The organism is Streptomyces sp. JN8 (genome assembly GCF_055808075.1).
In genome coordinates, this window is the sequence record NZ_CM147852.1 from 2,827,903 (window position 1) to 2,854,124 (window position 26,222).

Genomic DNA, 26,222 nt, shown 5'->3' on the forward strand with positions numbered 1-26,222 from the left:
CGCGGGTCCCGGCGGGAATCCGGGACGGTTCGGGACGAAGGTCCCAGGCGGGGGACCGTACGGCCCGGGACCGGAAGGCCGGCCCCGCGACGGCCTGCGGGAGGTCGCGCGGAGGACGGACGGGCCGACGGGGCGGTCGCGCGGAGGACGGACGGACGGCGCGGCCTGGCGAGAGGCGGCGGGGCGGTCGCGCGAAGGGCGAACAGCGCGCGGCCCGGCCGAGGCCGGCGGGACGGCCGGATGCCGCTGCCGGGCGAAGGCCGGCGGGACAGCCGGGCGAGGCGGCCGGACGACGTCCGGGCGTGGTGATCCCCCGACGGCCGACGGGACGGCCGCCGGAGTCATCGGCGGTGCGGTCCGGCCGCAGCCCACCGGGCGGCCGCCGGAGTCGTCGGCGGCGCGCGCCGTGGGATCGGGCGGCGGGTCCGCCCGCGGGGTCTAGAAGACCGACTCCGCCTCGCGGATGCGGTCCTCCGGAACCGTCTTCAGACGGGTGACCGCCTCGGCCAGCGGGACCATCTCCACGCCCGTGCCGCGCAGCGCCGTCATCCGGCCGAACTCGCCGCGGTGCGCGGCCTCCACCGCGTGCCAGCCGAAGCGGGTCGCGAGCACCCGGTCGTACGCGGTCGGCGTGCCGCCGCGCTGGACGTGGCCGAGGATGACCGGGCGGGCCTCCTTGCCGAGGCGCCGTTCCAGCTCGACGGCGAGCTGGTTGCCGATGCCCTGGAAGCGCTCGTGGCCGAACTGGTCGATCTCGCCCTTCTGGTACTCCATGGAGCCCTCGACCGGATGGGCGCCCTCGGCGACGCAGATGACGGCGAACTTCTTGCCGCGGGCGAAGCGCTCCTCGACCATCTTGACCAGGTCGTCGACCTGGAACGGGCGCTCGGGCAGGCAGATGCCGTGCGCGCCGCCGGCCATGCCGGACTCCAGGGCGATCCAGCCGGCGTGGCGGCCCATCACCTCGACGACCATCACGCGCTGGTGCGACTCGGCGGTGGTCTTCAGACGGTCCATCGCCTCGGTGGCGACGCCGACGGCGGTGTCGAAGCCGAAGGTGCGGTCCGTGGACGAGATGTCGTTGTCGATCGTCTTGGGGACGCCGACGACGGGCATGCCCGCGTCGGAGAGCATCCGGGCGGCGGTCAGGGTGCCCTCGCCGCCGATCGGGATGAGGACGTCGATGCCGTACTCGCGGGCCAGGTCGGGGGCGGACGCGGCGGCCTCGGCCAGCCGGTTCCGCTCCAGGCGGGCCGATCCGAGGATGGTGCCGCCGCGGGCCAGGATGCCGCTGACGGCGTTGAGGTCGAGGGGGCGGAAGTGGCCGTCGAGGAGGCCCTTGAACCCGTCCTCGAAGCCGATGACTTCGTCGTCGTGGCCGGTCAGCGCCCGGTGCACGACCGACCGGATCACTGCGTTCAGGCCGGGGCAGTCGCCGCCTGCGGTGAGAACTCCGATGCGCATCGTGCTGTGTCTCCTGCTCGGTCGCGTTCCTTGGTGAGCCACAGCGATTCTCACACGTTCGGCCCGAGGGGTGCGCTCACGGACGCTCCGCGCGTCCGCTCCGGAACGGCCGGGGAGGCCTTTGGTCCCGGGCTCCGAGGCCCTTCGCCCGGCGGGCGGCCTAACCACCGGCGGGGGTATTGTCAAGGGGGTAATGCCGCCCTTTCGGGGCTTTCTGAGCACCGCCGATGGACGCGAGGTTCGACGGCGTCGGTCGGCGTACGGGCCGCGAGCGTGCCGTGAGGGCGCCGCTCGCCCCCGGCTCCGTGAGTCCCGTTTTCCGCAGGACTGGACAGGAGACCACGGCGTGACGCGCAGCGTGTACGTGACCGGGATCGACCGCGGTGACGGCCGCCAGGTCGTCGAGCTGGGAGTCATGGAGCTCCTCACCCGCCAGGTGGACCGGGTGGGGGTGTTCCGGCCGCTGGTGCACGACGGCCCCGACCGGCTCTTCGACCTCCTGCGCACCCGCTACCGGCTCTCGCAGGACGCCTCGACGGTCTACGGCATGGACTACCACGAGGCCTCCGCGCTGCAGGCCGAGCGGGGCACCGACGAGCTGGTGTCGCAGCTCGTCGACCGCTTCCACGCGGTGGCCCGGGACTACGAGGTCGTCCTCGTCCTCGGCACCGACTTCGCCGCCACCCAGCTCCCCGACGAACTGGCGCTCAACGCCCGGCTCGCGAACGAGTTCGGCGCCTCGGTCATACCCGTCGTCGGCGGCAAGGGCCAGTCGGCGGAGTCCGTGCGGGCCGAGACGCGCAACGCCTTCCGGGCGTACGACGGTCTCGGCTGCGACGTGCTCGCCATGATCGTGAACCGGGTGGCGGTCGAGGACCGCGAGGTCATCGCCGAGCGGCTCGCCGCCCGGCTGCCGGTGCCCTGCTCCGTCCTGCCGGACGAGCCGGCGCTGGCCGCGCCGACGGTCGCGCAGATCAAGCACGCGCTGGGCGCCTCCGTCGTCCTCGGCGACGACGCGGGGCTCGCCCGCGACGCGCTGGACTTCGTCTTCGGCGGAGCGATGCTGCCGAACTTCCTCAACGCGCTGACGCCGGGCTGCCTCGTCGTCACCCCCGGGGACCGGGCCGACCTGGTCGTCGGGGCGCTGGCCGCGCACTCGGCCGGCACCCCGCCGATCGCCGGGGTGCTGCTCACCCTGAACGAGCGGCCGAGCGACGAGATCCTGACCCTGGCGGCCCGGCTCGCGCCGGGCACCCCGGTCCTCTCCGTCCCGGGCAACAGCTTCCCGACCGCCACCGAACTCTTCGCCCTGGAGGGCAAGCTGAACGCGGCCACGCCGCGCAAGGCGGAGACGGCCCTCGGCCTGTTCGAGCGGCACGTGGACACGGCCGACCTGCTCAAGCGGATCTCGGTGGCGCGCAGCGGCCGGGTCACCCCGATGATGTTCGAGCACGAGCTCATCGAGCAGGCCCGCGCCGACCGGCGCCGCGTGGTGCTGCCGGAGGGCACCGAGGAGCGGGTGCTGCGGGCCGCGGACGTGCTGCTGCGCCGCGACGTGTGCGACCTGACCCTGCTCGGCGACGTCGAGGTCGTCCGCAAGAAGGCCGCCGACCTGGGGATCGCGCTCGGCGACACGCAGCTGATCGACCCGGCGACCTCGGAGCTGCGGGACGCGTTCGCCGAGAAGTACGCGGCGCTGCGGGCCCACAAGGGCGTCACGGTGGAGCTGGCGTACGACGTCGTGTCCGACGTCAACTACTTCGGCACGCTGATGGTCCAGGAGGGCCTCGCCGACGGCATGGTGTCGGGGTCGGTGCACTCCACGGCGGCGACGATCCGGCCCGCGTTCGAGATCATCAAGACGAAGCCGGACGCCTCGATCGTCTCCTCGGTGTTCTTCATGTGCCTCGCCGACCGGGTCCTCGTGTACGGCGACTGCGCGGTCAACCCGGATCCGAACGCCGAGCAGCTCGCGGACATCGCCGTCCAGTCGGCGGCCACCGCGGCCCGCTTCGGTGTCGAGCCGAGGATCGCGATGCTCTCGTACTCGACCGGCACCTCGGGCTCGGGGGCCGACGTGGACAAGGTGCGGGAGGCGACGAAGCTGGTCCGCGCGGCGCACCCGGAGCTGCGGATCGAGGGCCCCATCCAGTACGACGCCGCCGTCGAGCCCTCGGTCGCGGCGACGAAGCTGCCGGACTCGGAGGTGGCGGGGCAGGCGACCGTGCTGATCTTCCCGGACCTCAACACCGGCAACAACACCTACAAGGCCGTGCAGCGTTCGGCCGGCGCCGTGGCCGTCGGCCCCGTGCTGCAGGGTCTGCGCAAGCCGGTGAACGACCTCTCGCGCGGCGCGCTCGTCAGCGACATCGTCAACACGGTCGCCATCACGGCGATCCAGTCCCAGGTCCCCGTCCAGGGTCAGGAGCTCCCCGCATGACCGCCCACCCCTCTCCCGCCTCCCCCGACTCCCCCGACTCCCCCACCGCCGGGCCGACCCGGGTGCTCGTCCTCAACTCCGGTTCGTCCTCGGTGAAGTACCAGCTGCTCGACATGCGCGACGGCGAGCGGCTCGCCCAGGGGCTCGTCGAGCGGATCGGCGAGGAGACCTCGCGGCTGGTGCACACCCCGCTCCAGGGCGGCGGCGGGGTGAAGCGCGAGCAGACCGGCCCGATCGCCGACCACGCGGCCGCGCTGAAGGCGGTCGCCGCGGAGCTGGCGGCGGACGGGCTCGGGCTCGACTCGCCCGAGCTGGCGGCGATCGGCCACCGGGTGGTGCACGGCGGGCTGCGGTTCACCGAGCCGACGGTCATCGACGACGAGGTGCTGGCGGAGATCGAGCGGCTCGTGCCGGTGGCGCCGCTGCACAACCCGGCGAACCTGACCGGCATCCGGACGGCGACGGCGCTCCGCCCCGACCTGCCGCAGGTCGCGGTCTTCGACACGGCGTTCCACACGACGATGCCGGAGGCGGCGGCGCGGTACGCGATCGACGTCGAGACGGCGGACGCGCACCGGATCCGGCGGTACGGCTTCCACGGCACCTCCCACGCGTACGTGTCGCGGGAGACGGCGAGGCTGCTCGGCAGGGAGCCGGAGGAGGTGAACGTGATCGTGCTCCACCTGGGCAACGGGGCGTCGGCCTCGGCGGTGCGGGGCGGCCGGTGCGTGGACACCTCGATGGGCCTGACGCCGCTGGAGGGCCTGGTGATGGGCACCCGCTCGGGCGACATCGACCCGGCGGTCACCTTCCACCTCAAGCGGGTGGCGGGCATGTCGGCCGACGAGATCGACACGCTGCTGAACAAGAGGTCCGGTCTGGTGGGGCTCTGCGGCGACAACGACATGCGGGAGATCCGCCGGCGGGTGGACGAGGGCGACGAGCGGGCGGCGCTCGCCTTCGACATCTACGTCCACCGGTTGAAGAAGTACATCGGGGCGTACTACGCGGTGCTCGGCCGGGTGGACGCGGTGGCGTTCACGGCGGGGGTCGGGGAGAACGCGGCCCCGGTGCGGGAGGCCGCGATCTCGGGCCTGGAGGAGCTGGGGCTCGCGGTGGACGCGGACCTCAACGCGGTGCGGTCCGGCGAGGCGCGGCTGATCTCGCCGGACTACGCGCGGGTGGCGGTCGCGGTGGTGCCGACGGACGAGGAGCTGGAGATCGCCCGTCAGGCCTTCGCCCTCGTGGGCGGAGCGGTAGCCGCGGACCGGCCGGGTACACGGTCGGACACGCGGTCGGAGAAGTGAACGCCTGAGCGACCCCGCGCCCATTTGTACTTTCCGCCAGCCGGAATATTCCGCAGTGAAACAAACGGATAGGATCCGCCTCATGCGCCGTTCCAAAATCGTCTGCACGCTGGGCCCCGCCGTCGACTCGTATGAGCAGCTGAAGGCTCTCATCGAGGCCGGCATGAACGTGGCCCGATTCAACTTCAGCCACGGTTCCCAGGCCGAGCACCAGGAGCGGTACGACCGCGTCCGGCAGGTCGCCGCGGACACCGGTCGCGCCGTCGGTGTGCTCGCCGACCTCCAGGGCCCCAAGATCCGGCTGGAGACCTTCGCCGAGGGCCCCGTCGAGCTGGTGCGCGGTGACGAGTTCACCATCACCACCGACGACGTCCCCGGGGACAAGTCCATCTGCGGCACCACCTACAAGGGCCTGCCCGGAGACGTCTCCAAGGGCGACCAGGTCCTGATCAACGACGGCAACGTCGAGCTGCGGGTCGTCGAGGTCGACGGTCCCCGGGTCAAGACGATCGTCGTCGAGGGCGGCGTCATCTCGGACCACAAGGGCATCAACCTGCCCGGCGCGGCCGTGAACGTCCCCGCCCTGTCGGAGAAGGACGTCGACGACCTCCGCTTCGCGCTCCGCATGGGCTGCGACATGGTCGCCCTCTCCTTCGTCCGCGACGCCGACGACGTCAAGGACGTCCACAAGGTGATGGACGAGGAGGGCCGCCGGGTCCCCGTCATCGCCAAGGTGGAGAAGCCGCAGGCCGTCGAGAACATGGAGGCCGTCGTCGCGGCCTTCGACGCGGTCATGGTGGCCCGCGGCGACCTCGCCGTCGAGTACCCGCTCGAGAAGGTCCCGATGGTGCAGAAGCGCCTCGTGGAGATGTGCCGCCGCAACGCCAAGCCGGTCATCGTCGCGACCCAGATGATGGAGTCGATGATCACCAACTCGCGGCCGACCCGCGCCGAGGCGAGCGACGTCGCCAACGCGATCCTGGACGGCGCGGACGCGGTCATGCTGTCGGCCGAGTCCTCGGTCGGCGCGTACCCGATCGAGACCGTCAAGACGATGTCGAAGATCGTCGCGGCGGCCGAGGAGGAGCTGCTCTCCAAGGGCCTCCAGCCCCTGGTCCCGGGCAAGAAGCCGCGCACCCAGGGCGGTTCCGTCGCCCGCGCGGCCTGCGAGATCGCCGACTTCCTGGGCGGCAAGGCGCTCGTCGCCTTCACCCAGTCCGGCGACACGGCCCGCCGCCTCTCGCGCTACCGCGTGCAGCAGCCGATCCTCGCCTTCACGACGGACGAGAACACCCGCAACCAGCTCACCCTGAGCTGGGGCGTCGAGTCCTTCGTCGTCCCGCACGTGGACAACACCGACGCGATGGTCGACCTGGTCGACGCCGAGCTCCTGAAGCTCCAGCGCTACAACGCGGGCGACACCATGGTCATCACCGCCGGCTCGCCCCCCGGCGTCCCCGGCACCACCAACATGGTCCGCGTCCACCACCTCGGTGGCGGCGAGCGCGCCTGACGCCACGACGAAGCCCCCGTCCGCTCGGTGCGGACGGGGGCTTCGTCGTACGGACCGCCGTGCGGACGGGGCCGGGTGCGGGTCGGGATCAGCTGGGCTCGATCGTGTTGCGGAGGCCCGGGACCCGCAGGGTGCCGCCGAACTGGCCGGCCTGCATGACCGTCACGTCGGTGAAGATGGCGAGCGGGACGTCCAGCGGGGGCGGGGTCGCCGGGCTGAAGGTGACCGGGAAGAGCCCGAAGAGGTTGCCCTTCAGGGACTCCGTGTACATGGTCACCGTGCCCTCGGTGATGGTCGACTCCTTGCCCGGGGTGGACCGGACGTGGGCCGACCGGCCGTCGGAGTGGACCGTCGTCTGGTGCAGGTCCTTGATCTTGACCTTGGACGCGGTGAACTTCAGCGCCTTCTTGATCTTGCCGCTGCCGGTCCTGACCTCGACGATGCCGTGGTAGTGGAGGCCCTCCAGGGTGAGCTTCGTGCTGTCCAGCCGCCACGGCTCGTCCGGGAGCAGCGGGATGCCGGGCTCCAGTTCGGCCGCCGCCAGCGCCTCGGGGTCCGGGACGGCGCACGGGATGTGGGGCTTGGCCCCGTCGGGTATGTCCTCGTCCTTCTTGGCGTCGAGGCCCTTGGCGCCCTCCGGCAGTTCCTCGACCTCGGCGCCGGCCTTCTCCGCGGCCTGCTCGATCTGCCGCTTGGTCTTCTCCGCCGGGTCGTCGGCCGGCTTCGGGGAGTCGGCCGGCTTCGGCGCGGTGGTCGAGGCCGGCTCGTCGGCGGTGTCCGGCTTGTCCGCGGGAGGCGTCGTGGAGGCGCTCGGGGTGGGCGCCTGGGTCGTCGGGGCCGCCGTGGTGGGCGTCTCGGACGGCTTGGGGTCCGGGCCGTCGAACAGGTCCTTGAGGGCGTCGCCGAGACCCAGCGGGTCGAGCGGGTTCTTGGACGTGGTCGGTGTGGGCGTGGCCGTCGGCGTCGCGGTCGGCGCGGCGGTGGCCTTCGCCCGGTCGCCCGTCTGCTCGGTGGTCGCCTGCCCGGTCTCCGTCGCGGTCGGCGTCGGGCTTCCGGTGGCGGTGGGGGCCGCGGTGGCGGTGGGCGCGGTCGCCGAGGGCGTCGCGGTGGGGGTGTCGGACGGCTTCGGCTTGGCCGTCTCCGCCGGCTTGGTCGTCTCCTCCTGCGCGGGCTCGTCCGAGCGCGTCACGCAGGGGCCGGGGGCGAAGGGGATGTCCTTCTCGTCGGCGAGGGCGAGCTTGGGCGTGAGGCCCATGCCCACGAACACCGCGGTCGGCATGGCGGCGAGCGCCATCGCCTTGCCCGCGGGTCCCTGGATCCTGTTCAGCAGCGACCTGCGGGGGGCCGCGTGCCGCGGGCCCTCCTTCGCGAGCGCAGACTGGGTCTCGTCACCCCGCACTGTTCCTCCCGCCCTTGGCGTCGATCGTGGTGTCGGTCAGCGGCTTCTGGCCCTCGCGCTGCTCCGGGAACACGGCAGCGACCATGGCCTCGGTCTCGGGGTCGAGGGCGGGGGCGGCCTCACCGGCGGCCTCCGGCCTGCTGTCGTGCTCTGCGTCGGCCGCCTCCTCTTCGGTCTCCTCGGCCGGCGGGGCGGGCGCCCACGCGGCGGACATGCCGCCGCCGATGACCGCGAACAGGTAGCCGATGACCAGGCCGCCGAAGTTCGAGACCGGAATGGAGACGAGCGCCAGGACGATCGTCGCGACACCCGCGAACACCCGGACGATGGGCTGGAACCACATCGTCAGACCGAGCGTGATGAGCAGGACGCCGATGATCAGCGCGCCGGCTCCGGCGGTCGTCTGCATGGCGAGGGTGACATTGCCGAGCCGCATGTCCCCGTACGGAAGGTAGGCGATCGGCACGCCGCCGATCATGGTGAACAGTCCCGCCCAGAAGGGCCGGGTCTGCCGCCAGACCTTGAACCGGTTCTCCTTCGTGGGGACTTCGCGGGAGGCGGGGATCTCGGCGCTCATGGAACAGCTCCCTGGAAGCGGTGTTGCTGAGAAGTTGAAGAGAGGGTGCCTGGCGGGTGGGACCGCACGGGGCGGCCCCACCCTCAGGACGACCTGGTCCTCACGGACCGGTCAGTCCTAGTAGCACTCCTTCGACGTGCCCCGGCTCAGGGACAGGTGAAGGTCGGGGAGCTTGAAGGTGCCGGCCGTGGTGGCCCACGCCTTCTGCTCCACGTTGTTCAGCGTGGCCTGCTCGGCACGCTGGCCGAAGCCGTACGGGTTGGCCTTGGTGTTGGGCTGGATGCCCGGCTTGCCCGGAACCGGCTTGCCGTCGGGGCCCGCGTTGAGCTGGCCGGCCGCGACGCCGATGTCGATGTTGCTGAACTCGGCGTCGGCCTTGAGCTCGGAGACATCGAGGTAGATGCCCTTCGCGTAGACCTTGTCCTGGGTCTTGCCGGTCTTGGCGGCCTCGGTGCCGGCCTCCAGGCGGAGGGTGACGTCACCGATGAACGGCACCTTCGGCGTGACGACCGACTGGCACATGTTCGTGATCCAGGCCTCGGAGAAGCCGGACACCGCCACCGGGGCGGCGAAGTCCTTGCCCTCGAGGTCCTTGCCGGCGTCGACGCTGCCGTACTGGACGAAGTCCGTACCGACGAGGCTGTTCGCCTTAACCTTGAATTCCTGGCCGGAGATGCTGAAGGACGCGGCCAGCGCGCCCTGGGCCAGGCCGACACCGATCGCGGCCGTCGCGGCCACACTCGGGACCATGACGACGGCGAACCGCTTCCATCTGGTCCCGCCACGAACCTGGGACTTCATGAGAATTCCTCCTTCTCGGACGTACATCTCCGGAAGGGCCCGGGGCCCGTCCTGGGATGGGAGAAGAGCTACGTCCTCGGGAAGGAGAGCGCCGAGGCATCAGGCGGCGCGTTGCGCGTCCGAATCACCGGCGATCACCCCCGAGCGACAACCATGGGCCGCGCCTTGGCGCGCGACCTGATTGGACAGGCCCCGTTCGGTGAGAGCGGGAACCCCCCTGTCCACGACCGGTGCCGGAACACCGGTCCGCCCGGTGGGGACCCTCGCCGCGTCCCGGGTGGTTGCCGGGGTGGTGCGGTTCGGACCGAGCGTCGCCGATCGTGGTCCATTCCGGGCCCCCGCACAAGGGGGTTCGTTACTGGCTAGTAACGGGTGGATAACCACGCCATGGCGGGGTGGGGCCGAACGGGCACGGAGGGTGCGTTCGCGACACAGGGAATGTCGTCAGATGACCGGAAGAATACGGACAGAACAACAGGTTCGATTTACTGCAAGTAACAGCGGCCGCGATTACCAAGTTTTGGTAAAGCGCGGCCGCCTTTTGTCACTCTGCTGCCAAATCGTCGGACGATCGGGCGCACGGGACGGGGCTAGAAGAGCACCCGCGCCAGGGCCTGCCGGGCCGCCGTGACCCGCGGGTCGTCGGCGCCGATCACCTCGAAGAGCTCCAGGAGCCGCAGGCGCGCGGCGTTCCGGTCCTCGCCGGCCGTGCGGCGCACGGTCTCGACGAGACGCCCGAAGGCGTCCTGCACGTGACCGCCCACCAGATCGAGGTCGGCGGCGGCGATCTGCGCGGCCACGTCGGCCGGACCGTCGGCGGCGGCCTTGCGGACCGCGGCCGGGTCGAGGTCCTGCACCCGGGCGAGGAGTTCTGCCTGGGCGAGGCCCAGCTTGGCCTCCGGGTGGGCCGGGTCGTCGGCGAGCACGTTCTTGTACGCCTGCACGGCGCCGGCCAGATCGCCCGCGTCGAGGGCGGCCATGGCCGCCTCCAGGATCGCGTCGTACGGGCCGGCGGGCCGGCCGGCCTCGGCCGCCTCGCCGTCGGGGCCCGCGCCGTCCGCGTCCACGACGATACCGGTCAGACCGAAGCGCTCCTCGCCGATCTGGATCAGCTGGTCGAGGGTCTCGCGGATCTGGGCCTCGGGCACGGCGCCCTGGAAGAGCGGCAGCGCCTGCCCGGCGACCACCGCGAAAACGGCCGGAATTCCCTGGATGCCGAACTGCTGCATCAGCATCTGGTTGGCGTCGACGTCGATCTTCGCGAGCAGGAAGCGGCCGTTGTACTCGACGGCGAGCCGCTCCAGGAGCGGGCCGAGCTGCTTGCAGGGCTCGCACCACTCGGCCCAGAAGTCGAGGACGACCGGGACCTCGGCGGAACGCTGGAGCACATCGCGCTCGAAGCCCGCCTCGTCGACGTCGATCACCAGGGCGGACGGGGGCACGGCGGCGGGGCCGCCCTGCCGGGCGGCGGCGGCGCGCGTCTGCTCCGCCTTCGCCTTGGCCTCTCCGGCCGCCTTCACCGCGGCGAGGTCGACGACGCCGCTCATGGACATGTTTCGGGGCTGCATACGTACATCCTCCCCCCTCCGCGCGCGTAACCGGTAAGCCATGGCTGAACCGTGCCGTCCACACGTCTCCCGCCGGTGTGCGAGACGTGGGGCGACACGGTTCTTCGTCTTCGCTTCACACCGGATCCCCATCCGGTGCCTGCTTGCGCCGGGTCCCCACCCGGTGCTTGGTTGTCGCTCAGGCCGCTCAATGCCTTTCGCTACGGGTCGTAGCGTAACTCCCCGGGGTGAGCCGGGGGGAGGGCGCGGGCCGGATCCGTACGGTGAACTGCCTCACACGCCGCCCCTCTGGCGCCGTACCTACCGGCGGGTATGGTCGACCTCCATGTGTAGCCGCACCGACCGCATCACCCGTACCGGGCGCCCCCGCTCCATCGAGGCCGACGCGGCCATCCTGGAGGCGACCCGGGCGGCCCTGGTGGAGCTGGGTTGGTCCAAGCTCACGATGGGGGACGTGGCGGGCCGGGCCGGGGTCGCCAAGACCACCCTGTACCGGCGCTGGGCCAACAAGAGCGAGCTCGTGGTCGACGCCGTCGCCGTCCTCTTCGATGAACTCGAACTGCCCGACCTGGGTTCCCTCCAGGCCGACATCGAGAACGTCGTCCTCCAGTTCGCGGCCCTGCTCGAACGCCCCGAGACCAAGACGGCCCTGATGGCGGTGGTGGCCGAGTCGACCCGTGACGAACCGCTGCGCGAACGGATAAGGGCCTCGATCGTCGACCGGCAGAAGCGGCTCGTCCTGGAGGGCCGGATGCGGGCGCAGCGGCGCGGCGAACTCCCGGCGGACCGGGACCCGGTGGCGGTGGACGCCACCGACGACCTGATCTTCGACGTGATCGCGGGCGCGGTCGTGCACCGCGCCCTGGTGAGCGCGGAGCCGGTCGACGAACCGTGGGTGGCCCGGCTCTCGGCGCTCCTGGTGGGCGGCCTGGGGGCGGCGGCCGCCGCGGGCTGAGGGCTCCGCGCGTCAGGGGCGGTACGGGACGTCCCGTACCGCCCCTGACGCGTGAGGGCGCGATCCGGACGGCCCGGGCAGGGGCCGTCGCGGGCGGAGGATCAGAAGCCCGGGGGCTCCGTGTAGACGCCCCACTCGTCCCGCAGGGCGTTGCAGATCTCGCCGAGGGTGGCCTCGGCGCGGACGGCGTCCAGCATCGGGGCGATCATGTTCGAGCCGTCCCGGGCCGCCGCCAGCATCGCGTCGAGGGAGGCGCGGACCCGGGCGTCGTCGCGGCGCTCCTTGCGCTCGCCGAGGACCCGGACCTGCTCCCACTCGACCTCGTGGCTGACGCGGAGGATCTCCAGGTCGCCGGTGACGGAGCCGTGGTGGACGTTGACGCCGACGACGCGCTTGTCGCCCTTCTCCAGGGACCGCTGGTACTGGAAGGCGGACTCGGCGATCTCGCCGGTGAACCAGCCGTCCTCGATGCCGCGCAGGATGCCGGAGGTCATCGGCCCGATGGGGTGCTGTCCGTCGGGGTGGGCCCGGCGGCCCCGCTCCTTGATCTGGTCGAAGATCTTCTCGGCGTCGGCCTCGATGCGGTCGGTGAGCTGCTCGACGTACCAGGAGCCGCCCAGCGGGTCGGCGACGTTGGCGACGCCGGTCTCCTCCATGAGGACCTGCTGGGTGCGCAGGGCGATCTCGGCGGCCTGCTCGCTGGGGAGCGCGAGGGTCTCGTCGAGGGCGTTGGTGTGGAGGGAGTTGGTGCCGCCGAGGACGGCGGAGAGGGCCTCCACGGCGGTCCGGACGACGTTGTTGTAGGGCTGCTGGGCGGTGAGGGAGACACCGGCGGTCTGGGTGTGGAAGCGGAGCCACTGGGCCTTGTCGGTCCGGGCGCCGTACACCTCCTTCATCCAGCGCGCCCAGATCCGGCGGGCGGCGCGGAACTTGGCGATCTCCTCGAAGAAGTCGAGGTGGGCGTCGAAGAAGAAGGACAGGCCGGGGGCGAAGACGTCCACGTCGAGGCCGCGGCTGAGGCCGAGCTCGACGTAGCCGAAGCCGTCGGCGAGGGTGTACGCGAGCTCCTGCGCGGCCGTCGCCCCGGCCTCGCGGATGTGGTAGCCGGAGACGGAGAGTGGCTTGTACGCGGGGATGCCCTGCGCGCAGTGCTCCATCAGGTCGCCGATGAGGCGCAGGTGGGGCTCGGGCTCGAAGAGCCACTCCTTCTGCGCGATGTACTCCTTGAAGATGTCCGTCTGGAGGGTGCCGTTGAGCACGGCGGGGTCGACGCCCTGGCGCTCGGCGGCGACGAGGTACATGCAGAAGACGGGCACGGCGGGGCCGGAGATCGTCATCGAGGTGGTGACGTCGCCGAGCGGGATGTCCTTGAAGAGGACCTCCATGTCGGCGGCGGAGTCGATGGCGACACCGCAGTGGCCGACCTCGCCGAGGGCGCGGGGGTCGTCGGAGTCGCGGCCCATGAGGGTGGGCATGTCGAAGGCGACGGAGAGGCCGCCGCCGCCGGCGGCGAGGATCATCTTGTAGCGCTCGTTGGTCTGCTCGGCGTTGCCGAAGCCGGCGAACTGGCGGATGGTCCACGTCCGGCCGCGGTAGCCGGTGGCGTGGAGGCCCCGGGTGTAGGGGTACTCGCCGGGCCAGCCGATGCGCTCGAACCCCTCGTAGGTGTCGCCGGGCCGGGGCCCGTAGACCGGCTCGACGGCGTCGCCGGAGAGCGTGGTGAAGTCGGCGTCCCGCTTGCGGGCCTTGTCGTAACGGGCCTGCCAGCGACGGCGGCCTTCCTCGATGGCGTCAGCGTCCATGCTTCGAATTTACTAGGACGTCCTAGTAAATGTCGATGGGAAACCCCCGCACACCAGTGCGGGGGTCCGTGTCAGGCCTTGACCGGCTCCGGCCGGGCGCCGTCGATCAGCGGCAGGGTCTCGGCGACGACCTTGCGCTCGACGAAGAACGCGGCGAAGGGGATGGTGCCCGAGACCAGGACCCAGAGCAGCTTCCCGAACGGCCAGCGAGCCTTGGAGCCCAGGTCGAAGGCGAAGACGAGGTAGATGATGTAGAGGACGCCGTGGGCCTGGGAGACCGCGAAGGTCACGTCCTCGCCCATGTCGAACCCGTACTTGAAGACCATGCAGGTGCACAGCACGAGCAGCATGACGGCGGTGATGTACGCCATGACGCGGTAACGGGTCAGCACGCTGGATTTCATGCCGTCGAGCGTAACGGCACGTTCCGGGCGATCTTCGCGCGGGTCCGGTCCCGACGGGCCCCGGCCGGTCGGCCCGGCCGGCCGGTCCCGACCGGCCCCCGCGGCCGGGCGCGTCAGCTCTCGTCGAAATCGTCCGCGGCGACCCGCAGCGGGCGCAGCATCGCGAAGATCTCGGCGCACTCCTCGGCGTCGTAGGCGCCGAGCCCGAAGTCCATCCCCATCAGGTCGCGGGTGGCGGCCTCGACCACCTCACGGCCCTTCTCCGTGATGGAGGCGAGCGTTCCGCGGCCGTCGTTGGGGTTGGGGCGCTTGTCGACCAGCCCGGACTTCACGAGCCGGTCCACCGTGTTCGTCACAGACGTCGGGTGGACCATCAGCCGCTCGCCGATCTTGGACATCGGCAGCTCGCCCGCCTTGGAGAAGGTGAGCAGCACCAGTGCCTCGTAGCGCGCGAAGGTCAGCCCGTACGGCTTGACGACGGCGTCGACCTCCGCGAGGAGGATCTGGTGGGCGCGCATGATCGAGGTGATCGCGGCCATCGAGGGGACCGGGCCCCAGCGCTTCTGCCAGAGTTCGTCGGCGCGGGCGATGGGGTCGAAGGGGAGACTGAGCGGCTTCGGCACGCGTCGACCTTACCGACTGGTCACATGCCGGTCAGCCCCGTCTCGCCTTTCGGTCGCCGGCCGCCCCGCCGGTCCCCCGCCGCCGCGCCCCTCCCGGCGCGCCCGCCGCCCCGGCCGCCCGCAGTTCGGCGGCGGCGGCGAGCAGGCAGAGGGTGCCGAGGACCCCCGTGCCGGCGACGACCGCGTGCACCGGGACGAACTCGGCGGCGAGGCCGGCGCCCGCCATCCCGACGCCCTGGACGGTCATCATGCCCGCCGTCATCAGGGTCATGGCCCTCCCCCGCTGCTCCTCCGGGACGGCGGCGACGAACCAGGCGTCGAGGCCGAGGGTGTACGCCCCGGTGGCACCCGCCAGGAAGAGGGCGGCGGCCGCGAGGGGCACGCCGGGCTCGGGCGCGTAGAGCAGGTACGGCAGGACGCCGGTCACGGCGAGCGGCAGCACGATCCGGGAGCGGGTCGCGGCGGACAGGAAGGCCCCGGCGAACAGCTCGCCCGCGATGGTGCCGACGGGCAGCGCGCACATGAGGAGGCCGAGCGCCGCGGTGGAGACGCCGATCCGGTCGGCGTAGGGCGCGGCGAGCGCTTCCGGGACGACCGCGAAGAGCGGCGGCGCCCAGAACATCAGCATCAGGGCGCGGACGCGGCGGTCGCGCAGGACGGCCCAGGTGCCGGAGAGCCCGCTCCCGGCCGCCCCGGACGCGGGGGCGCGGGCGGGCCGGCGGACCGTGCCGAACCGGAGGAGCAGCGCGGAGACGAGGAAGGTGGTGGCGGTGACGGCGAGCGCGCCGCGCGGCGGGAGGACGGTGAGCAGGACGCCGCCGACGGCGTAGCCGGTCAGCAGGGCGCTCTGGGAGACGATCCGGAGCAGGGAGCGGCCCAGGACGAAGAGGTCGCCCTCGCCCAGGATGTCGGCGAGGGTCGCCATCCGGGTGCCGTTGAAGACGGGCGAGACGACGGCGATGGCGCAGCGCAGCACGAGCAGGACGGCGACGGAGGTGGAGGGGACGACCATGAGCGCGACGCAGGCCGCGCAGAAGAGGTCGCAGACCACCAGGATCCGGCGGGGCGGGAACCGGTCGGTGAGCCCGGCGAGCAGGGTGCCGCCGACGAGGTAGGGGAGGAAGCCGAGGGCGAAGGTGAGGGAGGAGAGGAGCGGGGAGCGGGTGAGGTCGTAGACGAGCACGGTGAGGGCGAGTTCGCTGACGACGACGCCGAGCAGCGAGAACAGGTGCGCCACGAAGACGACCCGGAACTCCCGCACCCGGAAGACGGCCCGGTAGCCGGGCCGTCCGGCGGGACCGGGAGCGGGGCCGGGGGCGGCGGGGTCCGCGGGCGCGGCCGGCGGCTCGCAGGCGGGCTCGGTCGCGGAGACGGTCGCGGGTGCGGACGCGGGCTCGGGCTCGGGCGGGGGCGCGGGGACGGGTGCGAGTGCGGACGCAGTCGCGGGTGCGGGTGCGCACGCGGGCGCGGGTACGGGTGCGGACGGGGTCGCGGGCGCGGGCGCAAGCGCGGGGACGGTTGCGGGTGCGGGGACGGGCGCGGACTCAATCGCAGTCGCGGGTACGGGTGCGCACGCGGGCGCGGGTACGGGTGCGGACGGGGTCGCGGGCGCAAGCGCGGGGACGGTCGCGGGTGCGGTCGGTCGCGGTCCGGTCCCGGGTGGTGCGGTGGTGGGGTCGTCGTGGGTGGGCATGGCAGGCAGCGTGCCGTCGGCGGGGCGGCCCGCCCTAGACTTTCGGACCCAGGCGAATCTTCCGCTCGTCCGCTCGTCCCGCCCGGAGGGCCCGTGCCGTACCACCTGCGCTTCGGCGAGGCCGATCCGCTGCGGATCCGGTTCGCGATCTCGCCCCTCTGGGAGACGCACTCCGCCGTACGGGTCCTGGCCCGGCCCGGCAGGCAGGGCTACCACCTGCCGTGGATGCGGCGGATCGCGTCCGCCGCGCGGGAGCTCGACCTCGGGCCGCTGCACCTGCTGATGCCCCTGCACGGGCACAGTCCGGACTTCCTCTACCCGCCGCCGCTGGGACCGGCCGCCGCCTTCGAGGACGAGATCGCGGCGGTGCGGGAGACCGATCCGGCGCTGGTCCTGACCGACTTCGAGCGGGCGCTCGCGGACACCCCGGGGGCCGCGGAGACACCCGAGGGGCGGCGGCTCCTCGCCGATCCCGCCGGGGCCGTGCTGCGGCTCGCCGAGCTGCTCAGGGCGGCGTGGGAGGCGCTGATCGCCCCGGACTGGCCCCGGCTGCGGGCCCTCCTGGAGGCGGACGTGGCCTACCACTCGCGGCGGCTGGCCGAGGGCGGGCTCGAACGGCTCCTGGACGAGCTGCACCCGGCCTTCGCGTGGGACGCGCGGGCCGCCACGCTGCGGGTCGCCTACCGCGGCGAGCACGTCCGGCCGCTGGAGGGGCAGGGGCTCGTCCTGATGCCGTCGGTGTTCACCTGGCCGGACGTGGTGAGCGGCTTCGATCCGCCGTGGCAGCCGACGGTGGTCTACCCGGCGCGCGGGATCGGCGGTCTGTGGTCCGGGGCGGGCGACCGCACCCCGGAGGCGCTCGGGCGGCTCCTCGGCCCGGTGCGGGCGGACGTCCTGTGCGCCCTGGCCGAGCCGATGGGGACGACGGCGCTCTCGCACCTGCTGGGCCGGGCCCCGTCCACCGTCTCCGCGCATCTGGCGGTGCTGCGGGACGCGGGACTGCTGACCTCGCGGCGGTACGGCCACCAGGTGCTGTACGAGCGGACCCCGCTGGGGATCGCGGTGTCGCAGCCCGGAACGGATTGACCCGCGTGTCACGATGGCCCGGCTCGCCCCGCCGTCCGCCCGGGGCGCCGTGCCCGCCGTACCCGAGCCTGGGGGCCGGATGTCCCGCCGCACCGTCACCGCCGCCGCCCTGGTCCTCGCCTGCCTCCTGCTCGTGGCCGGGTGCGGCGGGGACGCGCCGCGGCGGGGTCCGGTCGGTCCGCCGTCCGCGCGCGGCGAGACGGCGGCCCCCGAAGGCGGCTCGCCGTTCTGGGTGGACCCGGAGAGCGACGCGGCCCGCCAGGTGCGCGCGTACGAGGCGGGGGGCCGGGCCGAGGACGCGAAGGTCCTGCGGCGGATCGCGGACCGCCCGGTAGCGGACTGGCCGGCCGGCGACGATCCCGTGCCGGAGATCACCCGTGCGGTGCGGGGGGCGGCCGCGCAGGACCGTACGGCGGTGTTCGTGGCGTACAACATCCCGCACCGCGACTGCGGCATGTACTCGGCGGGCGGCGCGCACGACGCGGGGGCCTACCGGGCCTGGATCGAGTCCTTCGCCGCCGCGCTCGGGGAGTCCGCCGCGATCGTCGTCCTGGAGCCGGACGCGGTGCCGCACCTCGTGGACGGCTGCACCCCGGCCGAGTACCACGACGAGCGGTACGGGCTGCTGGCCGAGGCGGTCGACCGGCTCAAGCGGCAGCCCCGCACGCGGGTCTACCTGGACGCGGGCAACCCGGCGTGGATCGACGACCCGGGCCGGCTGGTGGAGCCGCTGCGCCGGGCGGGGGTCGCCCGCGCGGACGGCTTCGCGCTGAACGTCTCCAACTTCCAGACGACCGACCGGGTGCGGGAGTTCGGCGCCGCGCTGTCGGGGCTGCTCGGCGGCGCGCACTTCACGGTGGACACCAGCCGCAACGGCGACGGCCCGCTCCCCGGCGACCGGGCGGACGCCTGGTGCAATCCGCCCGGCCGGGCCCTCGGCGTCCCGCCGACCGACCGGACCGGGGACGGCCTGGTGGACGCGTACCTGTGGATCAAACGCCCCGGCGACTCGGACGGCACGTGCCGGGGCGGCCCGGCCGCGGGCACCTGGTGGCCGGAGTACGCCCTGGGTCTGGCGCGCCGGGCGCGGGGGTAGCTCCGCGGGCCCGCGGCGGGCCGCCCGGGTCAGTCGCCGACCTGGATCCACTTCGCCTCGGACGGGATGCCGTCGGCGTCGGTGACGAAGAGCATGTACCAGCCGGGCGGGACGAGGGTCCGGTCGTCCGGCACGTCGACGGTGACCGTCGTCCCGTTCCCGCTCCTCGTCAGCCCGAGCTCCACGGAGCGCTGTTCGACGTCGGTGGTGTGGGTGACGGCGCTGGGGCGCATGAGCCGGGCCTCGGCGATCCGGCCGGCGTCCGCGGTCTTGAAGGTGGCGCGGCCGTTCTGGTCGAGCTCCTGCGGCCCCTCCCCCAGGACGGGCCGGTCGGCGCCGGCCCGGTGGAGGTAGGGCGGGGTGAAGACCTCGACGCGCTGCTCGAAGGTGCCGAGGCGGGTGTCGTCCTTGTCGTCGAAGAGCGGGTCGGAGCCGAAGGTGACGACCCGTCCGTCGGGCAGCAGCAGCGCCTCGGAGTGGTAGTTCCGGCCGACGGTGGGTGCGGCCGCCGCGGTGAAGGCGTTGGTCCGCGGGTCGTAGAACTGGGCCTTGAGGATGTCGCTGCCGCCGCGGCCCCGGTAGTCCCGCGAGCCGCCGGTGGTGAGGACGGTGTCGTCGGGCAGCAGGACGCTGCTGAGGTAGCGGGTGCCCTGCGGGAGCGCCGGCCCGTCGGTGAAGACGGGACTGTCCGCGGAGACGTCGACGATCGAGGTGCGGGCGGTCGACCGGGGCGACTCGCCGACCCCTCCGCCGCCGAGGACCATCACCTTCTGGTCCTGGGCCGGGGCGAGCAGCAGGGAGGAGGAGGTCTCCAGCTGGTCGGGGTCGGTGAGCCCGCCGAGCGGGGTGAAGGCGTTCTTCTCCAGGTCCCACAGGCCCGGCGCGCGGCCCTTGTCGGCGGGGCCGTATCCGGCGTTGGAGCCGGTGTAGAGGAGCTTGCCGCCCCGGGTGAGGAAGAGGGAGGGGTAGGTGGGGAAGTAGCGGGTGGGGCCCTTGGTCCACTTCTTCGTCGCGGGGTCGTAGATCTCGTTGTCGCCGGGGACGACGTCGCCGACGTCGTCGAGCCCCGAGACGGCGAGGACCCGGCCGTCGTCGAGGGTGACCAGGGTGGGGTACCAGCGGGCGTCCTTCATGGGGGCGACGGGGACGTACCGCTCGGCCCTCGGGTCGAACTCGTAGGCGCCCTTGATGCCCTGGAAGTCCTGCTTCTCGGTGGTGAGCTTCTGCGCCAGGCCGTAGACGTCGTCGGCGTCGTCGCCCTTGAGGCCGACGACCTCGTACTGCGCGGCCTCGGTGGTGAGGGCCTGCGGGCCCTCCTCGCGGGCCTCGACGAAGACCCGGGCCTCGGCGGCGGTGACCTTGGTCTTCCACGGCTTCATCCGGCCGCCGCCGTCGTAGGAGATCTCGAACTCGCGCTTCGCCCTGGGGACGGTGACGTCGAACCGGGAGACGTACTCGATGCCGGAGGGCGAGCGGAAGACGGTGCCCTTCCTGAGGGTGACGGCCTTGTCGGGGTTCTCGTTCTTGACCCGCATGCCCCCGCCGGCCCTCCTGACCTCGCCGTCGAGGATCTCGTACCGGGCGGTGCCGCCCGCGACGAGCAGCCGGCCGTCGGGGAGCTGGGTGTGGCCGGAGCAGAAGAAGTCGACGGGCGTCGGGATCTTCTTGAAGGTGTTCGCGGCGGGGTCCCAGAGGACGGTCTCGAAGGTCCCCGCGTCGAAGTTCTTCTGGCTGTTGCCGGAGCCGGCGATGAGCAGGACCTTGCCGGTGTGCAGCAGGGCCGCGTGGATGGCGTTGACGCGGTACTGCTCGGGGACCGGGACCTCGGCCCAGGAGCCGAAGCGCCGCTGGTAGCCGGGCTGGGCGATCTTGTAGGCGTGGTACCTCTGCTCGGCGAAGGAGACCGCGGCGGGGGCGTTGAGCGCCGCGAGGACCACGACCGCCCCGCTGCCGAGGAGGGTCTTCCGGAACTTCGCCGACGGCCGGTTCGCCATGGGTCAGCTCCCTCCGGTCGTCGTGGGCGCGGGGCCCACGGGGGCGGTCGGGTGCGGCGCGGCGGCTGCCGTGGCGGCCCCTTCGCGGGTCCCGGCGGGGCGGCGGGCGCGGGTCCGCGCGCGGGCCTGGGCGCGGACGCGGAGCACCCGCCTCCTGCGGACGGCCGCGCAGGCCCAGAGGGTGACCGGGGCGAGGGCGATGACGAGGGCGAGCGACGCCCAGGTGCGCATGGCCGCGTGGGTGTGTCCGAGGGGGACGGAGGCGGCGAGCGAGACGAGGAGGACCGCCGCCCAGAAGAGGTGGATGCGGAAGGTCGCGAGCCGGTCGGGGCTGGCCTCGCCGCCCTTGGGGGTGACGACGAAGCGGCCGCGGGTGCGCAGGACCGCCGAGCCCAGCGACATGAGGTAGACGGGGGCGGAGACCGCGGACATCGCCATGCCGGCGAGGCCGCCGGAGCCCTCGGGCTCGTGGGGCGAGACGTTGTGCCGCCGGTTCCAGAGGTAGAGGCCGATCTGGAGGGCGACGGCGTCGCTGTAGATCATCAGCCAGACGGAGGTGGAGACCTGGGTGCCGGAGGCGCCGAACCAGAGGTAGAGGACGCTGCTGAGGATGCCCAGGAGCCAGTTGACCGCGGTCATCGGGTAGTAGGCGAGCATCAGGGTGTAGTTGAGGAAGCGGCCCGGCGGGACGCGGAAGGGCGTCTTCCAGTACTGCCGGAGGATCGTCTCGTACGTGCCCCGGGACCAGCGGAGCTGCTGGGTGAAGAAGTCCGTCCAGGAGGCCGGGCCCTCGCCGACGGCGAGGACGTCGGGGGTGTAGACGGAGCGCCAGAAGCGGCCGGTGTCCGGGTTCCTCCTGCGGTGCAGTTCGAAGCCGGTGGCCATGTCCTCGGTGATCGAGTCGCGCAGGCCGCCGATCTGCCGGAGCGCGGAGATCCGGACGGCGTTGTTGGTGCCGACGAACATGGGCGCGTGGTAGCGGTTCCCGGCGCGCTGGACGAGGGCGTGGAAGAGGAACTGCTGGGACTCGGCGGCCTTGGTGACGACGCCGGTGTAGTTGCCGTACACCTGCGGTCCGACGACGAAGGCGACGTCGGGGTCGCGGAAGTAGCCGAGCATCCGCTCCAGCAGGTCGGGGAGCGGGACGTGGTCGGTGTCGACGGAGGCGAAGTAGTCGTAGGCGTCGCCGTGCGCGGCGAGCCAGGCGTTGTAGTTGCCGTGCTTGGTCTTCGCCCGGTGGACTCCCTCGGCGCGGTTCCACTCCGGGACGCCGGCCCGGCTGAAGTGGCGTACGCCCAGTTCGGCGCAGAGCTCCCGGGCCTCGGCGGAGTCGGCCTCGTCGAGGAGCCAGAGGTCGAGGGGGCCGTCGTGCCGCAGCCGGGTGGCGCCCCGGAGGGTCGCGCGGACCATGGCGAGCGGTTCCTTGCCCGGGACGTACGTGGTGAGGAAGGCGACCCGGGTGCCCGGCTCGGCGTACACGGGTATGGGGTCGCGGGCGACCATGGTGGCGTGGGCGATCGACGTGACGTTCACCAGCATGAAGAGGCAGATGAGGCCGATCGACACGAGCATCGCGGTGTCGAGGTGGACGAGCAGGGGGTCGCCGCCCTCCCGGACGGTGCGGTGGCTCGGCCAGACGAGGTAGGCCAGGAGGAGGCCCGAGAGGACGGGCGCGAGGCTCATCAGGAGGACGGCCCGGACGCGGTGCGGCTCCTTCGCGAGCAGGCTCCGGTACCGGACCGTGTAGGCCACCGGGTCGGGTTCGGTGAGCGGACCGGCGAGTCGGCTGTAGGTCTCGTAGTCGTACCCTCCTCGGCCCACGATGCCTCCCGCGGTCGTCGAACATGCCGATAGCCCAGCAAAAGGGGCGAACCACCGGCGTGTCGACTGGACTACTCCGAGTGGGTCGGTCCGGGGGAGGCCGGCGGCACCCTCCAGGCGCGGGGGCGGCCGCCCCCGGGCACGACGGAGCCCCCGGTCCCGCAGGGGACCGGGGGCTTCTCGCCGGGGGGCGGGAGCGGGGGCCTCAGCCCTCCAGGTACCGCTCCACCGTGGCGACCTTGCTGGTCAGGCCGTCCGTGACGCCGGGGCGGATGTCGACCTTCATGACGACCGAGACGCGCGGCGCCCGCGCCTCCACGGCGGCGACGGCGCGCTTCACGACGTCCATGACCTGGTCCCAGGTCTCGCCCTCGACGGAGGTGAACATGGCGTCGGTGCGGTGGGGGAGGCCGGACTCGCGGACCACGCGGACGGCGTCGGCGACGTACTCGCCGACCTCCTCCCCCACGCCCAGCGGGGTGACGGAGAACGCGACGATCACGCCTTCACCGCGCCCTGGGTCTGCTCGGCGCGGGCGCGGGAGGCGATGACCGCGTCCTGGGCCTCGCGCTTCAGCCTCCGCTCGGCGTAGAAGCCGCCGAACGGCAGCACGGAGAGGACGAAGTAGAGGGCGGCGGTCCCGAAGCTCCACTTGGTGCGGTTCCAGGCGTCCAGCCAGAACAGCACGTAGAGGACGAACAGCAGGCCGTGGATCGCACCCATGACCGGCACCGCGTTGAAGTCCGTCGTCCGCTTCAGCACCGAGCAGACGAGCAGGAGCAGGAACGAGACGGCCTCCGGCGCGGAGACGAGCCGGAGCCGGTGGAGGGAGGAAGCGGTCTTGATGTCCACGGAGGGGGTCACCTTCGTTCGATCTTGTGAACGGATGCACAAGGGCCCGTCCATTGTGCATGCCGACTTTGCTGTCTCTTTATCCGGGTCCCCAGTACCTTCAGCGGGTGGCAACGTTCCGACTCCAAGGCAGCAAGGTGCTCGCCGTCTCCATGACCGGCGACGCCGTCAAGGCGAAGAACGGCTCGATGGTCGCCTACGACGGCCAGATGGCGTTCAAGAAGATGAGCGGTGGCGGTGAGGGCCTGCGCGGCATGGTCACCCGCCGGCTCACGGGTGAGCAGATGGAGGTGATGGAGGTGCGCGGCCAGGGGACCTGCTGGTTCGCCGACCGGGCCTCCGAGATCAACCTCGTCTCGCTGCACGGCGACAAGCTCTGGGTCGAGGCGAGCAATCTGCTCTGCACCGACGCGGGGCTGCGCACCGGCACCACCTTCACGGGCCTGCGCGGCGGAGCGACCGGCAACGGCCTCTTCACCACGACCGTGGAGGGGACGGGCCAGGCCGCGATCATGTCCGACGGCCCGGCGGTGGTGCTGCGGGTGACCCCGCAGTACCCGCTCCAGGTCGACCCCGGCGCGTACATCGCCCACCAGGGCAACCTCCAGCAGCACTTCCAGTCGGGTGTGACGTTCCGCACCTTCATGGGCGAGGGCGGCGGCGAGGCCTTCCAGATCCGGTTCGAGGGGGACGGCCTCGTGTACGTCCAGCCGAGCGAGCGCAACACGGTCGGAGGGGACGTCTAGTGCCGTTCCGTGAGATCAACTCGAAGATGATCGAGGCGACGGTCGTCCCCGGGCAGCGGATGTTCAGCCAGCGTGGCGCGATGCTCGCGTACCGCGGCGACGTCACTTTCACGCCGAACACCGCCGGCGGCCAGGGCGGTGTGATGTCGATGATCGGCCGCCGCGTGGCCGGCGAGGCGACGCCGCTGATGACCGTCGAGGGGAACGGCACGGTGATGTTCGGGCACGGCGGTCACCACATCCAGGTGATCGGGCTGACCGGGGACACCCTGTACGTGGAGGCCGACCGGCTGCTGGCCTTCGACGGCACCCTGGAGCAGGGCACGATGTTCATGGGCTCGCAGGGCGGGGTCATGGGCATGGTCCGCGGCCAGGTGACCGGCCAGGGCCTCTTCACCACCACCCTCAGGGGGCACGGCGCGGTCGCGGTGATGGCGCACGGCGGGGTGATCGAGCTGCCGATCACCCCGGGCCGCCCGGTCCACGTGGACCCGCAGGCGTACGTGGCCCACCACGGCGACGTGCGGAACAAGCTCTCCACCGCGCTCGGCTGGCGCGACATGGTGGGCCGCGGCTCGGGCGAGGCGTTCCAGCTGGAGCTGAGCGGCAGCGGTGCGGTGTACGTGCAGGCCTCGGAGGAGAAGCTGTGACCGGTCCCGTGATCCACGACCCGGCGACCCTGCCGTCGGACGACAACGTGAACGCGTACACCTTCTGCGTGGAGCTCAAGGGCTCCCAGTGGTTCCTGCAGAAGGGCAAGATGATCGCCTACTACGGGCGGATCGAGTTCAACGGCATCGGGCACGGGCGGCTGGACCGCCTGGTCCGGACGTCCTTCCACTCGCCGCTGCACGCGAGCGACTGGGTGGTCGCGGAGGGCAGCGGCAAGATGCTGCTGGCGGACCGGGCCTTCGACGTGAACTCGTTCGACCTCGACGAGGGCAACCTGACGATCCGCTCGGGGAACCTGCTGGCCTACCAGCCGAGCCTCGCGCTGAAGCAGTCGATCGTGCCGGGCTTCGTGACGCTGATCGGCACCGGCAAGTTCGTGGCCGCGTCGAACGGCCCGGTGGTCTTCATGGAGCCCCCGATGCGGGTGGACCCGCAGGCGCTGGTCGGCTGGGCGGACTGCCCCTCCCCCTGCCACCACTACGACCACGGGTACATGACGGGCGTGATGGGGGGCGTGCGCGCGCTGACCGGCCTCGGGGGCACCTCCGGCGAGGAGCACCAGTTCGAGTTCGTGGGGACGGGGACGGTCCTGCTCCAGTCGACGGAGATCCTGATGGCGGAGCGGGAGATCGGCGGGCCGCCGGCCCAGGCGGGCGTGCCGGGGGGCCACGGATCGCCCGGTTCAGGCCAGTCTGTGCAAGGCTCGGTACCGCGCCTTCCCGGCCAGCTCGGTGACCTCCAGCGTCGCTTCGGGCTGTGAGCGGTAGTCTGCGGAGTGTGACGTCATCGAACGCACGCTCCCAGACTTCGTCAAGTATTCAACTTCTTAGGTAGAATCCATACATGGAGACCGAGACCGCCACTCCGTGGCTCACCGACGCCGAGCAGTGTGCGTGGCGCACATTCCTGGACGTCAACAGAATGCTGACGTACCAGCTGGAGCGGGACCTCCAGCCCTTCGGCCTGACGATGAACGACTACGAGATCCTCGTGAACCTCTCGGAGTCGGCGGAACGGCGACTGCGCATGAGCGACCTGGCCGCGGCCACGCTCCAGTCGAAGAGCCGGCTCTCGCACCAGATCACCCGGATGGAGAACGCCGGACTGGTCCGGCGGGAGAACTGCGAGTCCGACCGGCGCGGGCTGTACGCGGTGCTGACCGACGCGGGCATGGCCACGATGCAGAAGGTCGCCCCGCACCACGTCGAGTCGGTGCGCAAGCACTTCATCGACCAGATCGGCCCGGACGCCCTCGGCGACCTGCGCGAGTCCCTCAAGCCGGTCGCCGACCAGCTGCGCGGCCGCCGCGGCAAGCCGTAGCCCCGACGGACCCGTCGGACCCGGCGGACCTGACGGAGAAGGGCCCCACCGGTCGTCCCGGTGGGGCCCTTCTCCGTACCCGCGGGGCC

General features: G+C 72.3%; 23 protein-coding genes. 10 read left to right on the forward strand and 13 right to left on the reverse strand.

The window, feature by feature from the left end; translation table 11 throughout:
- Positions 1-438: 438 nt before the first annotated feature.
- A complete protein-coding gene (locus ACY0MR_RS11995; protein ID WP_388793572.1) occupies positions 439-1,464 on the reverse strand; it encodes an ATP-dependent 6-phosphofructokinase in 1,026 nt (341 codons plus the stop codon).
- 346 nt (positions 1,465-1,810) lie between these two features.
- Here ACY0MR_RS11995 and pta point away from each other — a divergent pair, with 346 nt between their 5' ends.
- From pta to pyk, 3 genes are all read left to right on the forward strand, one after another.
- On the forward strand, positions 1,811-3,904 hold the full coding sequence (gene pta / locus ACY0MR_RS12000; RefSeq protein WP_403311909.1) for a phosphate acetyltransferase: 2,094 nt from the start codon (positions 1,811-1,813) through the stop codon (positions 3,902-3,904).
- Positions 3,901-5,211, forward strand: a complete 1,311-nt coding sequence (locus tag ACY0MR_RS12005; protein ID WP_392862288.1) for an acetate kinase — start codon at positions 3,901-3,903, stop codon at positions 5,209-5,211. Before pta ends, ACY0MR_RS12005 begins: the two co-directional genes overlap by 4 nt.
- Before the next feature lie 82 nt (positions 5,212-5,293).
- Complete coding sequence (pyk, locus tag ACY0MR_RS12010; protein ID WP_388793566.1) at positions 5,294-6,724, forward strand: pyruvate kinase; 1,431 nt, start codon at positions 5,294-5,296, stop codon at positions 6,722-6,724.
- An 88-nt stretch (positions 6,725-6,812) separates the two neighbouring features.
- On the opposite strand, the gene ACY0MR_RS12015 is transcribed toward pyk, so the two are convergent.
- From ACY0MR_RS12015 to ACY0MR_RS12030, 4 genes are all read right to left on the reverse strand, one after another.
- A complete protein-coding gene (locus ACY0MR_RS12015; RefSeq protein ID WP_473560671.1) occupies positions 6,813-8,123 on the reverse strand; it encodes a hypothetical protein in 1,311 nt (436 codons plus the stop codon).
- Positions 8,113-8,700 carry a DUF6114 domain-containing protein gene (locus tag ACY0MR_RS12020; RefSeq protein ID WP_392862285.1) on the reverse strand — a complete coding sequence of 196 codons (588 nt, stop codon included), beginning with the start codon at positions 8,698-8,700 and terminating at the stop codon, positions 8,113-8,115. The genes ACY0MR_RS12015 and ACY0MR_RS12020 overlap by 11 nt, the downstream gene beginning before the upstream one ends.
- 117 nt (positions 8,701-8,817) lie before the next feature.
- A complete protein-coding gene (locus tag ACY0MR_RS12025; protein ID WP_361857999.1) occupies positions 8,818-9,501 on the reverse strand; it encodes a DUF6230 family protein in 684 nt (227 codons plus the stop codon).
- Between the two features lie 590 nt (positions 9,502-10,091).
- The gene (locus tag ACY0MR_RS12030) at positions 10,092-11,069 is read right to left on the reverse strand and encodes a tetratricopeptide repeat protein (protein WP_361858002.1); all 978 of its coding nucleotides are present in this window, start codon (positions 11,067-11,069) and stop codon (positions 10,092-10,094) included.
- 325 nt (positions 11,070-11,394) lie between these two features.
- Between ACY0MR_RS12030 and ACY0MR_RS12035 the strand changes: the two genes are divergently transcribed.
- The gene (locus ACY0MR_RS12035) at positions 11,395-12,024 is read left to right on the forward strand and encodes a TetR/AcrR family transcriptional regulator (RefSeq protein WP_361858005.1); all 630 of its coding nucleotides are present in this window, start codon (positions 11,395-11,397) and stop codon (positions 12,022-12,024) included.
- A gap of 101 nt (positions 12,025-12,125) precedes the next feature.
- Here ACY0MR_RS12035 and ACY0MR_RS12040 read toward each other — a convergent pair whose 3' ends face one another.
- From ACY0MR_RS12040 to ACY0MR_RS12055, 4 genes are all read right to left on the reverse strand, one after another.
- Entirely contained in the window at positions 12,126-13,826 is a 1,701-nt protein-coding gene (locus tag ACY0MR_RS12040; protein WP_388793558.1) for an acyl-CoA mutase large subunit family protein, read from the reverse strand.
- 71 nt (positions 13,827-13,897) lie between these two features.
- Positions 13,898-14,230, reverse strand: a complete 333-nt coding sequence (locus ACY0MR_RS12045) for a DUF3817 domain-containing protein (protein ID WP_361863178.1) — start codon at positions 14,228-14,230, stop codon at positions 13,898-13,900.
- 113 nt (positions 14,231-14,343) lie between these two features.
- Entirely contained in the window at positions 14,344-14,853 is a 510-nt protein-coding gene (locus ACY0MR_RS12050) for a MarR family winged helix-turn-helix transcriptional regulator (protein ID WP_361863175.1), read from the reverse strand.
- 31 nt (positions 14,854-14,884) lie between these two features.
- Complete coding sequence (locus ACY0MR_RS12055) at positions 14,885-16,546, reverse strand: MFS transporter (protein WP_473560675.1); 1,662 nt, start codon at positions 16,544-16,546, stop codon at positions 14,885-14,887.
- Between the two features lie 93 nt (positions 16,547-16,639).
- Between ACY0MR_RS12055 and ACY0MR_RS12060 the strand changes: the two genes are divergently transcribed.
- Positions 16,640-17,632, forward strand: a complete 993-nt coding sequence (locus ACY0MR_RS12060; protein ID WP_473560677.1) for an ArsR/SmtB family transcription factor — start codon at positions 16,640-16,642, stop codon at positions 17,630-17,632.
- Positions 17,633-17,711: 79 nt separating this feature from the next.
- Positions 17,712-18,728: a glycoside hydrolase family 6 protein gene (locus ACY0MR_RS12065; protein ID WP_388793551.1), complete on the forward strand. Its 1,017-nt coding sequence runs from the start codon at positions 17,712-17,714 to the stop codon at positions 18,726-18,728.
- A gap of 29 nt (positions 18,729-18,757) precedes the next feature.
- Here the strand turns inward: ACY0MR_RS12065 and glxA are convergent, their stop codons facing one another.
- The 4 genes from glxA to ACY0MR_RS12085 all read right to left on the reverse strand — a co-directional run bounded on the left by glxA (position 18,758) and on the right by ACY0MR_RS12085 (position 23,395).
- Positions 18,758-20,722, reverse strand: coding sequence for a radical copper oxidase GlxA (gene glxA, locus ACY0MR_RS12070; protein ID WP_473560679.1), 1,965 nt, complete (start codon positions 20,720-20,722; stop codon positions 18,758-18,760).
- 3 nt (positions 20,723-20,725) lie between these two features.
- Complete coding sequence (locus ACY0MR_RS12075; RefSeq protein ID WP_473560681.1) at positions 20,726-22,543, reverse strand: glycosyltransferase family 2 protein; 1,818 nt, start codon at positions 22,541-22,543, stop codon at positions 20,726-20,728.
- A 205-nt stretch (positions 22,544-22,748) separates the two neighbouring features.
- On the reverse strand, positions 22,749-23,045 hold the full coding sequence (locus tag ACY0MR_RS12080; protein WP_361853513.1) for an MTH1187 family thiamine-binding protein: 297 nt from the start codon (positions 23,043-23,045) through the stop codon (positions 22,749-22,751).
- Positions 23,042-23,395 (reverse strand): DUF3817 domain-containing protein, encoded by a 354-nt coding sequence (locus ACY0MR_RS12085; RefSeq protein ID WP_388793545.1) that lies wholly within the window; start codon positions 23,393-23,395, stop codon positions 23,042-23,044. The genes ACY0MR_RS12080 and ACY0MR_RS12085 overlap by 4 nt, the downstream gene beginning before the upstream one ends.
- A gap of 107 nt (positions 23,396-23,502) precedes the next feature.
- On the opposite strand from ACY0MR_RS12085, the gene ACY0MR_RS12090 reads away from it, so the two are divergent.
- The 4 genes from ACY0MR_RS12090 (at position 23,503) to ACY0MR_RS12105 (ending at position 26,133) form a co-directional block, all read left to right on the forward strand.
- Entirely contained in the window at positions 23,503-24,141 is a 639-nt protein-coding gene (locus tag ACY0MR_RS12090) for an AIM24 family protein (protein ID WP_221745145.1), read from the forward strand.
- Positions 24,141-24,791 (forward strand): AIM24 family protein, encoded by a 651-nt coding sequence (locus ACY0MR_RS12095; protein ID WP_361853507.1) that lies wholly within the window; start codon positions 24,141-24,143, stop codon positions 24,789-24,791. Before ACY0MR_RS12090 ends, ACY0MR_RS12095 begins: the two co-directional genes overlap by 1 nt.
- The gene (locus ACY0MR_RS12100) at positions 24,788-25,573 is read left to right on the forward strand and encodes an AIM24 family protein (protein ID WP_473560683.1); all 786 of its coding nucleotides are present in this window, start codon (positions 24,788-24,790) and stop codon (positions 25,571-25,573) included. Before ACY0MR_RS12095 ends, ACY0MR_RS12100 begins: the two co-directional genes overlap by 4 nt.
- 83 nt (positions 25,574-25,656) lie before the next feature.
- Entirely contained in the window at positions 25,657-26,133 is a 477-nt protein-coding gene (locus ACY0MR_RS12105) for a MarR family winged helix-turn-helix transcriptional regulator (RefSeq protein WP_361853501.1), read from the forward strand.
- The last annotated feature ends 89 nt before the right edge of the window (positions 26,134-26,222 follow it).

Bases quoted from the DNA above. Each gene is read 5' to 3' on its own strand.
- ACY0MR_RS11995 (WP_388793572.1), bottom strand. From the start codon at position 1,464: ATGCGCATCGGAGTTCTCACCGCAGGCGGCGACTGCCCCGGCCTGAAC.
- ACY0MR_RS12005 (WP_392862288.1), top strand. From the start codon at position 3,901: ATGACCGCCCACCCCTCTCCCGCCTCCCCCGACTCCCCCGACTCCCCC.
- pyk (WP_388793566.1), top strand. From the start codon at position 5,294: ATGCGCCGTTCCAAAATCGTCTGCACGCTGGGCCCCGCCGTCGACTCG.
- ACY0MR_RS12020 (WP_392862285.1), bottom strand. From the start codon at position 8,700: ATGAGCGCCGAGATCCCCGCCTCCCGCGAAGTCCCCACGAAGGAGAAC.
- ACY0MR_RS12025 (WP_361857999.1), bottom strand. From the start codon at position 9,501: ATGAAGTCCCAGGTTCGTGGCGGGACCAGATGGAAGCGGTTCGCCGTC.
- ACY0MR_RS12030 (WP_361858002.1), bottom strand. From the start codon at position 11,069: ATGCAGCCCCGAAACATGTCCATGAGCGGCGTCGTCGACCTCGCCGCG.
- ACY0MR_RS12035 (WP_361858005.1), top strand. From the start codon at position 11,395: ATGTGTAGCCGCACCGACCGCATCACCCGTACCGGGCGCCCCCGCTCC.
- ACY0MR_RS12040 (WP_388793558.1), bottom strand. From the start codon at position 13,826: ATGGACGCTGACGCCATCGAGGAAGGCCGCCGTCGCTGGCAGGCCCGT.
- ACY0MR_RS12045 (WP_361863178.1), bottom strand. From the start codon at position 14,230: ATGAAATCCAGCGTGCTGACCCGTTACCGCGTCATGGCGTACATCACC.
- ACY0MR_RS12055 (WP_473560675.1), bottom strand. From the start codon at position 16,546: ATGCCCACCCACGACGACCCCACCACCGCACCACCCGGGACCGGACCG.
- ACY0MR_RS12065 (WP_388793551.1), top strand. From the start codon at position 17,712: ATGTCCCGCCGCACCGTCACCGCCGCCGCCCTGGTCCTCGCCTGCCTC.
- glxA (WP_473560679.1), bottom strand. From the start codon at position 20,722: ATGGCGAACCGGCCGTCGGCGAAGTTCCGGAAGACCCTCCTCGGCAGC.
- ACY0MR_RS12105 (WP_361853501.1), top strand. From the start codon at position 25,657: ATGGAGACCGAGACCGCCACTCCGTGGCTCACCGACGCCGAGCAGTGT.